The sequence below is a fragment of the Methanocaldococcus vulcanius M7 genome, from assembly GCF_000024625.1.
Classification (GTDB): domain Archaea; phylum AGJL01; class Methanococci; order Methanococcales; family Methanocaldococcaceae; genus Methanocaldococcus; species Methanocaldococcus vulcanius.
Genome location: NC_013407.1, coordinates 823,992 through 838,975 on the forward strand (window position 1 = coordinate 823,992; position 14,984 = coordinate 838,975).

At 32.6% G+C, this 14,984-nt stretch carries 8 protein-coding genes; 4 read left to right on the forward strand and 4 right to left on the reverse strand.

The features are described from left to right. Positions 1-222: 222 nt before the first annotated feature. Positions 223-3,051: a leucine--tRNA ligase gene (gene leuS, locus METVU_RS04170; RefSeq protein ID WP_015732930.1), complete on the reverse strand. Its 2,829-nt coding sequence runs from the start codon at positions 3,049-3,051 to the stop codon at positions 223-225. 237 nt (positions 3,052-3,288) lie between these two features. Here leuS and METVU_RS04175 point away from each other — a divergent pair, with 237 nt between their 5' ends. Beyond that, positions 3,289-4,215 (forward strand): ADP-ribosylglycohydrolase family protein, encoded by a 927-nt coding sequence (locus tag METVU_RS04175; protein WP_015732931.1) that lies wholly within the window; start codon positions 3,289-3,291, stop codon positions 4,213-4,215. Between the two features lie 50 nt (positions 4,216-4,265). Here METVU_RS04175 and METVU_RS04180 read toward each other — a convergent pair whose 3' ends face one another. Beyond that, the gene (locus METVU_RS04180; protein ID WP_015732932.1) at positions 4,266-5,345 is read right to left on the reverse strand and encodes an archaellin/type IV pilin N-terminal domain-containing protein; all 1,080 of its coding nucleotides are present in this window, start codon (positions 5,343-5,345) and stop codon (positions 4,266-4,268) included. A gap of 332 nt (positions 5,346-5,677) precedes the next feature. Between METVU_RS04180 and METVU_RS04185 the strand changes: the two genes are divergently transcribed. Continuing rightward, entirely contained in the window at positions 5,678-6,934 is a 1,257-nt protein-coding gene (locus METVU_RS04185; protein ID WP_015732933.1) for a CBS domain-containing protein, read from the forward strand. A 185-nt stretch (positions 6,935-7,119) separates the two neighbouring features. Further along, positions 7,120-7,560, forward strand: coding sequence for an aspartate carbamoyltransferase regulatory subunit (gene pyrI, locus METVU_RS04190; protein WP_015732934.1), 441 nt, complete (start codon positions 7,120-7,122; stop codon positions 7,558-7,560). A gap of 56 nt (positions 7,561-7,616) precedes the next feature. Here the strand turns inward: pyrI and METVU_RS04195 are convergent, their stop codons facing one another. Both METVU_RS04195 and bioA read right to left on the reverse strand, forming a co-directional pair. Beyond that, the gene (locus METVU_RS04195) at positions 7,617-8,273 is read right to left on the reverse strand and encodes a DUF5612 domain-containing protein (protein ID WP_048196792.1); all 657 of its coding nucleotides are present in this window, start codon (positions 8,271-8,273) and stop codon (positions 7,617-7,619) included. Positions 8,274-8,304: 31 nt separating this feature from the next. Next, positions 8,305-9,687: an adenosylmethionine--8-amino-7-oxononanoate transaminase gene (bioA, locus tag METVU_RS04200; protein ID WP_015732936.1), complete on the reverse strand. Its 1,383-nt coding sequence runs from the start codon at positions 9,685-9,687 to the stop codon at positions 8,305-8,307. A gap of 440 nt (positions 9,688-10,127) precedes the next feature. Between bioA and METVU_RS04205 the strand changes: the two genes are divergently transcribed. Then, positions 10,128-14,957 carry a DNA-directed DNA polymerase II large subunit gene (locus METVU_RS04205; RefSeq protein WP_015732937.1) on the forward strand — a complete coding sequence of 1,610 codons (4,830 nt, stop codon included), beginning with the start codon at positions 10,128-10,130 and terminating at the stop codon, positions 14,955-14,957. The last annotated feature ends 27 nt before the right edge of the window (positions 14,958-14,984 follow it).

A 14,984-nucleotide genomic window follows, 5' to 3' on the forward strand; every position in this document is an offset into this window, starting at 1 on the left:
ATTAAATTGAAAGATATAGTGTAATTTATAAAAATTTGAAATATTTAAATATGGGAAAATAATAAAAACCAATCAAAAAATTTAAAACATTCAAAAAACTAATGCCTTCCAATAATATAAATGCCCATAATAATATAAAAAAGTTGTTATTATGTTCAAAAAGATAGTCAAAATTTTATTAAAAGATTTTATTAAAAGAATTTGAGATATTTTTACTTTTTACTATTCTAAGTAAATAGCGGGTTTAAACGGAAGTGCATGTCTTTTTTTCTTTGCCTTATCTTCCCCATTTATTATCACATCTTCAACATCAAATTCTTTCTTTAAAAATTCCTTAGCATTTTCTAATACTTTAACTTCGTTAATTAATTCAGAATTGTTTTTTATTAGTTGATTAACTACTTTTGGAATTTCTTTTCCATATTTTCTAAATTTGCTATCTTTCATAATAATCGGCATTAATTCTTTAATGGTTTTTCCTTCGTTTTCTTTTATTATTTTCAATAGATCATATTTCCAATCATCAGCAGTGTATAAATATATTTTTTTTGGTTTAACCTTAGCAACGTTTATTATTTCTTTTATATCTTCCATAATTGCCTTTAAATACTCCTCTCCCTTTTCTATTTCTTCATTTATTAAGTCCTCATTAACATCTGGGAATTTAGAGATGGAAACAAAGCCCTCTTTTCCTAAGATCTCCCACATCTCTTCACATATATGGGGAGTAAATGGACACATTAACTTAATTAAAACTTCCAAAAATTCTTCTAAAACGTTTAAATTATCCCCTCCTCTTCTTTTATACCATTTTAAGTTATCCAGTAGTTGATAAATTAAAATACCTGCTTTTCTAAGTTCAAAGTTGTCCATAAATTCACTATACTGTTTTATTGCTCTATTTAAAACACTTAGCAACCACTGATCGATATATGTTAATTCCTCTTTAACTTTTTCTGTTTTTTTCCTATCTGCAACTTCTTTTGTTAAGAAATAAATCCTTTCTAAAACCTTTTTTGTATTTTCCATCTCTTTGAATTTTATATCTGCATCTTGAGGAAGTTCTGCACATGTTGTTATGTAAAACCTTCCCACATCTGCTCCAAACTTTTCAGCAACCTCTAAGACGGGCAATACAGGACCTTTCGATTTAGAGAGTTTTTTACCCTCAATTGTAACATAACCGTTAACCACTATTCCTCTCGGCCAGTGTTCCTCTGGAAATATTGCCACATGATTGAATATATAGAAGGTTAAATGGTTTGGAATTAAGTCCTTGGCTGAGCATCTCCAATCGACTGGATAGTAATAAAGAAACTCCTCCCTCATGTTTTTTATAATATCCTTTGATATTCCTGTTTCTTTTTCAATATCATCAATATTCCCTTTTCCTAAAAATACATAGTCAAATAAAGTTAAGGTCAGTTGTTCAGGTTTTATGTTGTATTGATTTATATATTTAGCAATAGTGTAATAAGCAGGATATATCGTTGAATCAGATAATGATTCTATAACCCAGCCCTCTTCAAATGGGAACTTAGTCCCTAAGCCCCTTCTTCTAACACATGCCTTGTCTTTCATCCAATCGATCTTTTCATGAAAGACCTGCCTTAAATTTTCTGGGATAAATTTCATCCTATCAATACATTTATGCGCTAATTCTTTCCATTTTTCGTCTGAATATTTAATAAACCACTGCCCTTTAACCATCTTCACCATGCACGGAGCCCCACATCTGCAAACAACCTTTTCTTCGCTAAATTCATACATTATCTCTGCGAGACCTTTTTCAATTAGGTCTTTTGTTAGTTTATCTTTAACTTCCTTTACAGCGAGTCCTTCATAACCGATACAATTTTCATTTAAAACCCCCTTATGGAATTCTTCTTTATAAATTTTCTTAGTTGCTTCTTCCAATTTATCCTCTTCTTCCTGACTTTTTATCCCCATCTTTTCAACAATCTCTTTTGCAGGAAACTTTCCATAATTTGGAAGCTTTATTAGAGAAATAAGTCCAATTTTATCAACTAAACCTAAATCCCTTAATGCAATGTAATCGTATGGTGCATGAGCAGGAACTGACATAACACAGCCAGTTCCAATATTGGTTTTTACAAACTTAGCGGGTAGTATAGGAACTTCTTTTCCAGTAATTGGATTTTTGACTTTTTTTCCTACGAGTTTTTCTCCTTTAAATTCTTCGATAATTTCAATTTTCCTATTCTGATGTTTTAGTTTTTCAGCACACTCCTTGGCCATTATCCATATTCCATTATCGATTAATTTAATACCTTCATCTGTCTCTTTCTCTAAATAGACCTTTGCTTTCACATAAGTCGCTTCAGGATTAATCCAAACGTTTGTTACTCCAAAGACCGTCTCAGGTCTCAAAGTAGCCATTGGCATTATGCAATTATCTCCTGTTGTAAATTTTATTAACGTGTATTCAACCAGCGTAGCGTTTTCTCCTATTAAAATATCGTGATCTTCTACTGGATTATCGCAACTTGGACAGTATCTAACTGGATGAGACCCCTTAACGATTAAACCTTTTTCTTTCAGTTTATGGAATTGCCACTCAATAAATTTGGTAAACACTTCATCACTTGTTTTGAAATTTCTCCTCCAATCCAAACTAAATCCCATTCTTTTAAATGCCTCTTCTGCTTTTTTTGAGAAGTATTCCACTATCTTCTCAGGGGTTGTTAATTCGAGAAGATCTTCCTCTGGAATTCCGTGCAATTGAGTATAAGCCCAAATGGTTTTTTCATCCCTATTTTTTATCAATTCAGCCAAACCCAAGATTGGAGTTCCAGTAACGTGATAACCAAACGTCCATAGAACATTTCTATTTTTCATTCTTTGAAATCTTGCAACAACTTCAGGGATTGTAAATGTTCTTAAATGTCCTGCATGTAAAACACCATTTAGATAAGGAAAAGCAGCTGTTATAAAAAATTTTTCTCTTTCATCCGGATTTGCTTCAAATAATCTTGCTTTTTCCCACTTTTCCTGCCATTTTTTTTCTATTTTTTTAAAATCAACGCTCATAATCATCCCTCATATTACATTATTTTTATTAGGGGGTTGTTGTTAATTATAAATTAATTAAATTATAATTTATTCTGATTAAAGTGGTTATGGTGATTGACATAAACTATCATAAATACTACATTAACTACTGTCAATATTATCGAATCATACATAAGTGGCAATAACACACTGTCCAAAATATGACGAGAAAATATTACACAAAATAGATATATAAAAATTGAGTATGGAGATAGCATGAACGAGTTTAAAGACAAAGTATTTGGATCCGTTTTTGGAGCAGTTATTGGAGATGCCTTGGGAATGCCAACTGAAAATCTAACCCGAGATGAAATAAAAACCCTTTATGGATTTGTAGACGATTACGTAGAACCAAAAAATTATTTATCTGGAAAATTGGAAAAAGGAGAGTGGACTGATGATACAGAACAGGCAATCTGTGTTATAAACTCAATAGATATGGATGGTGTAGATATTGAAAAATTTGCTAAATGCCTGATCGAATGGGCTAAAAAGAATCCTCCCGATATTGGGTTAACATCTTTAACAGCAATAGAGAAATTAAAAAATAATGATTATTCTGGAGTTGATAGTAGTAGTTGTGGAGCAGCAATGAGAGCTTACCCCCTTGGTTTAGTGTTTTATGATGATCATAAAAAGTTAAAGGAGGAGGTTATAAAAATATCAAAGATAACGCATAATAATCCTACAGCAATTGCAGGATCTTTATCTATTGCATTTTTTGTTAGTAAAGCGTTGATAGGTAGAAAGGATGTTGATCTTTTAGAGGAGTGCTGTAATTTCATAAAAGATGTTGATGAGAGTTTTTCAAAAAGGATTTTAGAGATAAAACATTTCATAAATAAGGAATTTGAAGAGGCGTTTGATCATTTTGGAACTGGTGTAAAAACTGAGGAGGTTGTTCCATCTGCAATAGCTTCTTATCTTATAACCGATAATTTTGAAGACGGAATGCTTGCATGTGTAAATGCAGGTAGGGATACTGATAGCTTAGCTTCAATGTATGGAGCAATTTCTGGAGCATTTTTTGGATTTAAAAGTATTCCAAAAAGATGGATCTACGGATTAAAACATAAAGATATGATTTTTACATTGGCAGAGAAATTATCTTCAATATTAGAAAAAAGAAGGAAATTAAAATAGATAATTAAAAAATAATACAAAAGTTAAGTTTATTAATTTTAATTGAATTTTTAGTTGTCATAGACAGTGAATTCAACTTTTACTACTTTACTTACACCTTCATTTGATGTAACTTTTAATGGAACTTCAAAGGTCATCCATCCATCATTTGTGGTTCCTTTATAGTTTGGTAATTTTATGGTGTTGAAGAATAGGTAAGTATTTACCGTTGTCTCTGAATTTTTCTGTAAGGTTCCTATAACATATTCTGGATTGTTAAATAATGAATCCAACGCTTTTGGTTTAAGGAACCATGTTGCTACTAATGTTCCGTTTCCAAATGCTGGTTTAAACTCTTCTCCACTTGCAGTATACAATTTAACATTACTACAAGCAGTATCATTCATTGGCCACGTGGTTTCTAATATTGGAGCTATTCCTGTAGTAGAATCTACTGCAGTCCACTGGGATTCATTTAAAACTCCTACTTTTGAAGATAATTCTCCATAGGTATCTCTTGTTTGATTCCATGCAACTACATAACCACTTGAAACTTCATACATGCCTGAAGAGTTTATATAACCTACAAACACGTTTCCATTCTTATCAAGTAGTTGATAGTTATCATTTAAATGTAGCCAGTAGGAATAGAACTTTACATCACTATTTTTAAACGCGGTTGTATATGTTCCTCCCATATTCACTATCTCTGGAGTTCCTCCAATGACTTTAACGCCTGTTAATTTGTAATCTTGTGTATCAATAGTTACAGGTATTTGAACGATAAATCTCTCATCATAAAATACAGTTCCATATTTGGTGTTATATACTGCGTTTGAGCCCCATGAACTTGTTGAAGGAATCCCAATGTATCCATTACCTGCTGGGAATCCAAGCCAAGAACTGTCATCATCAACTTCTTGATGTTTTATATTGTTTATACACGTTGCAGAGACCCTGATTGCATTTGCATCATAGAACATATTTGATGTAGTGCCTTCAAGAGCTCCCTGGGTTTTTTGCTGACTACTGCTAAACAATCCATTACCCCATGCGTAGAATACTGCTCCTACAACTATTGTAACTCCTAACACTATTAGTAGGGCAAGTATTGGAGATAGTGCCTTTTTATTCTTTAAGAAGTCGAACATTAGCAATCCCCTCGTTATTTTGATATTACGATTAAATATAATTCAAATATTTATTATTATTTTATGTTGGTTTTTATGTAGGTAGTATTACGAAATTAAATTTTGTATGATTATGTATATATAGTTTACGATTTTTTTATAAAAAATAATACATTATATTAACATCTAAAAAATTAGTAATAAAAAGGAATTTTAAATATTTTAAAATTTTTTTGAATATTTAGGATTAATATTAACTCGAAGATTTACATTTTTTGAATTTCTCTGTTAAGGTTTAAATACCAATTCCACTAAATAATAAAATTGTCAAAAGTTTTTTTAAGGTGAGATTAATGTTGAGTGAACCAGTAAAAGAGATAATGACGAGAGAGGTTGTTACAGTAAGCCCTGATACTCCTGTTTCAAAAGCACTCGGAATTATGGAGGAAAATGGATTTCATCATTTAATCGTTGTGGATAAAAAAGATGGTAAGGAGGAGTATTATTTAATAAGCATGAGAGATCTATTATTGGCCTCATCAACAGACGAAGAAGTTAGATCACTCATGTATAAAGCACACTGCATTCATGAAGACACACCTGTTTTAGATGCAGTTTGCGAGATGTTAGATAGTGGACAAAGAGCAGCCCCAATAGTCAATAATGTTGGAAAGATGGTTGGAATTATAACAGATTATGACATAATGGCAAGAGTTGCGAGATCTAAAATAATGAAAGACACAAAAGTTACCAAGATAATGACAAGAAACGTAATAACCATTAATGAAAACGACTCTATAGGAAAGGCGAGAGCGTTAATGAGAGATAATAACATAGGAAGATTGGTCGTTGTAGATGACGAAGGTAATCCTGTTGGAATGGTTACGGAAGTAGATATATTAAAAAAGGTCTTTAAACCAAAGAGAAAAATGACTGCTGGGGACTTTAAAGGTGAGAAGGTTCCAAGAATGGGACAACCAGTTAAGTTGATCATGAACACTCCACTGATAACAATAGATGCTGATGCAAGTGCTGCTGATGCTGCAAGAGTTATGCAAGAGTATGATATTAGAGGAGTGCCTGTTGTTAAAGGAAAATCATTAAAAGGGATCGTAACAAGATTGGATATTATTAAGTATATTGCTGAATTGAAAAAAGGAGCCATGATTGAAATTGAATTGCACGGGACATTAGATCCTGAATTTAAAGATCTTGCTGAGAGAATTATCGCAACAGAAGTTAAAAAGATGGTTAAACACGCTGGAAGGATACACTGGATAAAGATAACAATTAAAAAAGACAGGGACAAAGGAGGAGTTCCATATTACAGAATAACAACCTATGTTAAAACACCAAACAAGTTATATGTTGGAGAGGGTAGGCCAAAGGCCTCATTACCAAATAAATTGGAAGCGGAAGGAGAAGATATTGCCTACGTTTCTGAGCATGAGAGATGGGAGTTTATTGATGTTTTGAAAGAATCACTGGACTCAGTATTAAGACAGTTAGAGGCGGACTTTGATAAATATCATCCGAAACATAGCGGAAAGTTAATTAAAGGCCAAATTCCAGAAGAATTCAATCCAGAAGAGTTTAAAAAGGAGGAATAACTTAGTATCAATTAAATAATCCCTAATAACAATTAATTCTTTTATTTTTTATTTTTAGGAGTTTTATATAAATAATAAATTTTTTATAATACTTTTTTAACTTTTTTGTTATGGCAAGTTTAATCAATTTTTAATTACCCTACATCTTAAAATTGAATGAAAAACTTTTATTTTAAGTGATTTCTATGGAGGAGTTAAAAGTTAAAAAAATTACAAATGGGACAGTTGTAGACCATATAGACGCTGGAAAGGCATTAGTTGTTTTTAAGATTTTAAATGTTCCAAAAGAAACATCTGTGATGATCGCTATAAATGTTCCATCAAAAAAGAAAGGGAAAAAAGATATTTTAAAAATTGAAGGGATCGAGTTAAAGAAAGAGGATGTTGATAAAATATCGCTAATATCCCCAGATGTAACCATAAACATTATTAGAAATGGAAGAGTAGTTGAAAAACTCAAACCACAAATTCCGAATGAGATTGAAGGCATATTAAAATGCACGAATCCAAACTGTATAACCAATAAAGAACGAATAAGAGGGAAATTTAAAATTGAAAATACATCTCCATTAAGGATCAGATGTCATTACTGTGAAAAATTTTTAAATGAAGTGGTTTTTGAATAAACCTTTTTATTTTTATCAATCTTTTTTAATCTTTTTTTAATGTTTTTTTAAGGTTTTTATAGAATCCTGCCCTTAACTTTCTTTATATCAAATTTTGCAGTTTTTGCTATTGCCATTACTGCCAAAACTCCCGCTTGCAGGGGATCGCCAACCACAAGATCAACTACCTTAGGAACCGATCCAAACATTTTCAAGCTAATAACGGGAATATCTGACTTTTCTTTTAGCTCTTTAACTGCCTCTGTTATCTTTCCTCCCATTAAAGAGCCAGCTAATACTAAAATTCCCACTCGTGGGAGAGTGGCTACTGCCTTAACGGCCTCATATAAGTTTTCCTCTCCAACGATCGGGAGGGTATCTACGCTTATTCTCTCTCCTCTTATATTGTGTCGGTCTGCTTCGCTTATAGCCCCTCTTGCAACTTCTGCAACTTGTGCTCCTCCGCCAACAATAATAACTCTCTTACCATATATCTTCTTCAGAGAGTTGTGAATTTCAAACCTTTTTACATGCTTGCATTCTTTAAGTTTATTATTTAGAAGACCTAAGTTTTTTATTCCCTCTATTTCCATATATATAAATCCCACGTTCTGATCTTCTTTTATAAACTGCTGAGTGTAGGTTATATTACCCCCAAGCTCATATATGATTCCAGTTAGTTTATGCAATACTCCAACCTTGTTTTCTGCTTCAACACTTAATCCAATCTCCATATACACCATCTTTCAGATTTTTAATAGAGAATTATAGATCTGCCTCTTTTATTGCCTCATAGAGTGAATCACATAAATAGTTAATCTCCTCTTCCGTTATTGAAAGTGGTGGAACTAAGATAACCACATTACCAATTGGTCTCATGTATATTCCTCGTTTTAATAATTTCTCAGCAACTCTATAACCAGCTTTATATCCATAAGGGTAGGGTTCTTTTGTTTCTTTATCTTTTACAAGTTCTATTCCTATCATAAACCCTCTTCCTCTCACATCTCCAACATGATCAAGTTCCTTTAACTTTTTTAGTTTTTCATGTAAAAGTTTTATCTTGGGTTGTATTTCTTCTAAAATATTTTCTTTTTCGAATATCTCCAATGTTGCCAGTGCAGCTGAACATAAGAGCTGATTTCCAGTATAAGTATGGCCATGGTAGAACTGCTTACTTTCTCCAAACTCTCCTAAAAATTGGTTATATATCTCATCCGTGGTTAGCGTAGCTGCTAATGGTAAATATCCTCCTGTTATACCCTTTCCAAGACATAAAATATCGGGTTTTTTTAATTTTTTCAACTTCTCGTTATCACAAAAAAACATCTTTCCAGTTCTTCCAAATCCTGTGGCCACTTCATCTAAAATAAATATAACATCGTTTTCTTTACATGCCTTTGCTACTCCTTCAATATATCCATCCGGAAACGGGATCATTCCAGCAGATCCTCTAATTCCACCTTCAAGAATAACGCAAAATACTTCATCTGCTTTTTTTTCAATTAGATCGAGCATCTCATCTAAACAACGCATATCACAACCTTTTTCATTTCTCTCATCAGTGTCTTTGAATGAGTGGTATTTGCATCGGTAGCAGTAAGGAGGATCAGCATGATACCCTTTAAAAAGAAGAGGTTTAAAAATTCCATGAAAGAGTTCACTTCCTCCAACACTCATCGCTCCAACAGTATCTCCATGGTATCCTTCTTTAACTGAGATGAATTTATTCCTCCCTTTATCTCCCCTTAATATGTAGTATTGGTATGCCATTTTAACTGCGATCTCTACTGCTTCTGCTCCATCTTCAGAGTAGAATACTTTTGTTAAATGGTTTGGAATAATATCTATCAATTTTTTTGCCAACAATATGGATGGAACATTTGCACTTCCCAATAGTGTTGAGTGGCAGATTTTTTCGGCCTGTTTTTTTATTGCATCTATTATCTCTCTTCTACTATGTCCAAAAAGATTGCACCATATTGAAGAAACAGCATCTAAATATCTTTTTCCATTTATATCAATTAAATAGTTTCCTTCTCCCCTCTCTATGATCAGATTTTTTGAATCCTTATATTCCTTCATTTGTGTATATGGATGCCAAATATACTCCTTATCCCATTTTTCAAGCAAATCCTTGTTTTTCATATGATCCACCTCCTCTTTCCAAAATTAAAAATTAATTCAAAGAGTTGAGTCGTTATTTGATTATCAGCTACTAACCTTAATATCTCAAAACTATTGTAATTGTCTCTAAAAATATATACCTTGCATATATTTGCTTTTTTATTTCATGATCATAGGTCCTTTTACATCTAAACACTAAAATATAAAGATGTCATATCGATAATGTTAAAATAACTGCATGGTAAATAACATAGGTATTGATTTATTTTAAAACTCAGGATTTTAGTTGAGTCGTTAATGCTTTAAGTTTATTGATGGACTAATTAAAATCCAAAATGTTAAGTTTATAAATACAAAATGGCTATAAATGAATGAGTTATAGTATGTCAGATAATAGTATTTCAGATTGATAATAGGTTTGCAATTACCATCATTCATCTGAGTATCTAAGTGTGATAATTATGATTCATGTTGCATGTTCAGAAAATATGAGAAAATATTTTGAAAATATTGTAAAAGAAGTCGAAAAACTTTACAAAATAGCAGAAGAGTGTAGAAGTAGAGGGTTTGATCCTACTGATGAAGTAGAGATCCCCTTAGCTGTTGATATGGCAGATAGGGTTGAAGGATTAGTTGGACCAAAAGGTGTGGCAAAACGAATAAGGGAATTGGTAAAAGAACTTGGAAAAGAACCTGCCTCTTTAGAGATCGCTAAGGAGATCGTTGAGGGAAAATTTGGAAATTTTGAAAAGGAAAAAAAAGCGGAACAGGCAGTTAGAACTGCACTCGCGGTTTTAACAGAGGGGATTGTCGCTGCTCCACTCGAAGGAATCGCAGATGTTAAGATCAAAAAAAATCCAGATGGAACTGAATATTTAGCAATCTATTATGCAGGGCCAATAAGAAGTGCAGGAGGAACTGCTCAGGCCCTATCCGTTTTAGTTGGGGACTTTGTAAGAAAAGCTATGAATTTAGATAAATACAAACCAACGGAGGATGAGATCGAGAGATACGTGGAGGAGGTTGAGTTATATCAATCAGAAGTTGGAAGTTTTCAATACAGTCCAACCGCTGATGAAATTAGAACTGCTATAAGAAATATTCCCATAGAGATTACAGGAGAAGCAACAGATAACGTTGAAGTTTCGGGACATAGAGATCTTCCGAGAGTTGAGACAAATCAAATAAGGGGAGGAGCTTTATTGGTCTTAGTTGAAGGGGTTTTGCTAAAAGCACCAAAAATATTAAGACATGTTGATAAATTGGGAATAGAAGGATGGGATTGGCTTAAAGATCTAAAGGGTAAAAAAGATGATAATAAATCAGAGGAGAAAGTGGAAGATGAAGAGATAGATGAAGAGAACGATGAAGAATTAGAAGGATACTGGAGAGATGTTAATATTGAAGCAAATAAAAAGTTTATAAGTGAAGTTATTGCTGGAAGACCTGTTTTTGCCCATCCTTCGAAGGTTGGTGGATTTAGGTTGAGATATGGAAGGAGTAGAAATACCGGCTTTGCTACGCAAGGTTTTCATCCTGCATTAATGTATTTAGTCGATGAATTTATGGCAGTTGGAACTCAACTTAAAACAGAACGACCAGGAAAAGCAACATGTGTTGTGCCAGTTGATAGTATTGAGCCACCAATTGTTCGTTTGAAAAATGGAGATGTTGTTAGAGTTGAAACAGCCGAAAAAGCAATTGAATTGAGAAATAGAGTTGATGAAATTTTATTTTTGGGAGACGTTTTAGTTAATTATGGTGATTTTTTAGAGAATAACCATCCTCTCCTACCAAGTTGTTGGTGTGAGGAGTGGTATGAACAACTCCTAAAATCAAAAAATATCTCCTACAATGAAGAGTTTATAGGAAACCCAAGACCAGATGAGGCAGTGAAATTTGCCTTAGAGACAAAGACCCCTCTCCATCCAAGATTTACATACCACTGGCACGATGTTAGTAAAGAGGAGATAATACTACTAAGAAACTGGCTTTTAAAAGGAAAAGAAGATAATTTTGAAGGAAAAAAAGTTTGGATTGTAGATTTAGAGACAGAGGAAGATAAAAAGGCAAAGAGAGTTTTAGAGTTAATTGGTTGCTGTCATTTAGTTAGAAATAAAAAGGTTGTAATTGAGGAGTATTATCCATTACTCTACTCTCTTGGGTTTGATGTTGAGAATAAAAAGGATTTAGTTGAAAATATAGAAGAAACTGCAAACTCTGCCAAAAATTCTATCCATTTCGTAAACTTGTTATCTCCTTTTGAAGTTAGAAGAAACACCTATGTTTATGTCGGAGCAAGAATGGGAAGACCAGAGAAAGCTGCCCCAAGAAAGATGAAGCCCCCAGTTAATGGTTTATTCCCAATAGGAAACGCTGGAGGACAAGTTAGGTTAATAAACAAAGCAGTTGAGGAAAACAACACTGATGATATTGATGTTTCGTATGCAGTATGTCCGAAGTGTGAAAAAATTTCTTTATATAGAGTTTGCCCATTTTGCGGAACTAAGGTGGAGTTAAATAAGTTTGGAAAGATAAAAGCTCCTCTAAAAGATTATTGGTATAATGCGTTAAAAAGGTTGGGAATAAATAAGCCAGGAGATGTTAAGTGTATTAAGGGGATGACATCAAAGCAGAAGATCGTTGAGCCATTAGAAAAAGCAATTTTAAGGGCAATGAATGAGGTTTATGTCTTTAAGGATGGAACTACAAGATTTGACTGCACAGATGTTCCAATAACTCACTTTAAACCAAGTGAAATAAATGTTAGTGTAGAAAAACTTAAAGAACTCGGATATGAGAAGGATATACACGGTAGAGAATTAGTAGATGAGGATCAGGTGTTAGAACTCAAACCTCAGGATGTTATAATCCCAGAAAACTGTGCAGAGTATTTTGTGAAGGTTGCAAACTTTATAGATGAGTTGTTAGAAAAACTCTATAAGATGGATAGGTTCTATAACGTAAAAGAGAAAAAGGATTTAATTGGACATTTAGTTATCGGAATGGCTCCTCACACATCTGCAGGAATGGTTGGAAGAATAATTGGTTATACTGAGGCAAGAGTTGGTTATGCCCATCCTTACTTCCACGCTGCAAAGAGAAGAAACTGTTTCCCAGGAGATACAAGGATTTTAGTAAATATAGATGGAAATGTTGAGAGAATTACATTAAAAGAACTATACGAGTTGTTTGATGAAAAATACGAGGTCTTTGAAAACGATGCATTCGTCAGAAAAAAACCATTAAATAATAAAAACATTAAGGTTTATTCCTTTAATCCAGAACATAAAAACGTCGTGTTAACAGATATTGAGGAAGTTATAAAGTTAGAATCTCCAAATCATCAAATAAAGATTACGTTAGATGGAAATAGAGAGTTTATAACAACTCACGACCACTCAGTTATGGTTTATGAAAATGGCAAATTTATCAAAAAATTAGCTATGGATGTTAAAGAAGGGGACTTAATGCTAATTCCAAAGGTTGATTTTGAAGAAGATAATATAGAGGAGTTCGACTTATTAAAAGAATTCTCAAAAGAAGAGTTTAAAGATCTGTGGAGTATTTTAAGAGTTATAGGAATTAGTAATTGGATTAAAGAAAATATTGGTAAAGAATTAATTAGAGAGTTGAAGTTAGATGAATATTTAAAATATGATACAATACCTTTGGATAAACTTCTTATATTATTAGAAAAATCAAATTTAACAATTGATGAGGTTCCAAAAAACTGTTATATTGCAGTTAAAGATGATAAAACGAATATTAATAGGATTATTAAAATTGAACCCTTATTAAAGCTTATTGGCTACTATCTCTCTGAAGGATATGCAAGAGAATCAAAAACTGTCTATCAAATAAACTTCTCAAATTCAGAAGAAGAAATTAGAGAAAATATTAAAAAATCCATAAAAGAGGCATTTGGAGGTATAAACGTATATGAGAGTAAAGAAGAAGGAAAATTGAGCTTATCATCAAGAGTTGTTTATTTATTCTTCACAAGAGTTTTAAAAATTGGTAAAAATGCAAAATCAAAGAGAATTCCAAGCTTTATCTTTAAGTTGCCAAAGGAGAAGGTTAAGTTAATGTTATCTGCCTACTTTGATGTAGAGGGAAGCATTTCCAATACAAAACCGAGAATTTCTGTTTATAGCATAAACAAAACGTTGTTGGAGGATATTGACTTACTTCTAAATAGATTTGGAATTAAAACTTACTGGATAGATGATAAAAATGTGGAGGGAGGAGGAAAAGAAAATCCAAAATTAGCTGTTTATGCTCTAAATATATCTGGATATTATTGTGATATATTCTTTAAAGAGATTGGATTTTTCTTAAAAAGAAAGCAGATGATCTATGAATTACATAAAAATAAAGTAAGAAAAAATGATTCAACAGAACATAACTTTGGTTGGATTGTAAAAGTTAAAAAGGTTGAAATAATAAAGTCGAATGATGAATTTATCTATACCTTAAATGCTAAGAAGTATCACAATGTAATTATAAACGAGAATATTCAAACATTCCAATGTGATGGAGATGAGGACAGTTTCTTCCTACTTTTAGATGCATTCTTAAACTTCTCTAAAAAATTCCTGCCCGATAAAAGAGGAGGGCAGATGGATGCTCCGTTGGTCTTAACAACCATATTAGATCCGAAAGAGGTCGATGGAGAAGTTCACAACATGGATACGATGTGGAGTTATCCATTAGAGTTTTATGAAAAAACCTTAGAGATGCCTTCTCCAAAAGATGTTAAGGATATTATGGAGACGGTTGAGGATAGGTTAGGAAAGCCAGAGCAGTATGAGGGAATTGGCTATACTCATGAGACATCGAGAGTTGATTTGGGACCGAAGGTTTGTGCCTATAAAACACTTGGTTCGATGCTGGAAAAAACCGCCTCTCAGTTACTTGTTGCGAAAAAAATTAGGGCTACGGATGAAAAAGATGTTGCTGAGAAAGTTATTCAATCCCACTTTATTCCTGATTTAATAGGTAATTTAAGAGCTTTTTCGAGACAGTCAGTTAGATGCAAGTGTGGAGCAAAATTCAGAAGGGTTCCATTAAGAGGAAAATGCCCAAAGTGTGGATCAAAGCTTATTCTTACAGTTTCAAAAGGAGCTGTTGAAAAATATATGGACGTTGCTGAAAAAATGGCGGAGCAGTATGATGTAAACAACTATATAAAACAGCGACTAAAAATTATCAGAGAGGGAATAAACTCAATATTTGAGAATGATAAAAGTAAGCAGGTAAAGTTAAGTGATTTCTTTAAGATTGGATAAGAATTTTTAAATTTTTAGTTTTTAATT

Bases quoted from the DNA above. Each gene is read 5' to 3' on its own strand.
- pyrI (WP_015732934.1), top strand. From the start codon at position 7,120: ATGGAGGAGTTAAAAGTTAAAAAAATTACAAATGGGACAGTTGTAGAC.
- METVU_RS04195 (WP_048196792.1), bottom strand. From the start codon at position 8,273: ATGGAGATTGGATTAAGTGTTGAAGCAGAAAACAAGGTTGGAGTATTG.
- METVU_RS04180 (WP_015732932.1), bottom strand. From the start codon at position 5,345: ATGTTCGACTTCTTAAAGAATAAAAAGGCACTATCTCCAATACTTGCC.
- METVU_RS04175 (WP_015732931.1), top strand. From the start codon at position 3,289: ATGAACGAGTTTAAAGACAAAGTATTTGGATCCGTTTTTGGAGCAGTT.
- METVU_RS04205 (WP_015732937.1), top strand. From the start codon at position 10,128: ATGATTCATGTTGCATGTTCAGAAAATATGAGAAAATATTTTGAAAAT.
- METVU_RS04185 (WP_015732933.1), top strand. From the start codon at position 5,678: ATGTTGAGTGAACCAGTAAAAGAGATAATGACGAGAGAGGTTGTTACA.
- leuS (WP_015732930.1), bottom strand. From the start codon at position 3,051: ATGAGCGTTGATTTTAAAAAAATAGAAAAAAAATGGCAGGAAAAGTGG.
- bioA (WP_015732936.1), bottom strand. From the start codon at position 9,687: ATGAAAAACAAGGATTTGCTTGAAAAATGGGATAAGGAGTATATTTGG.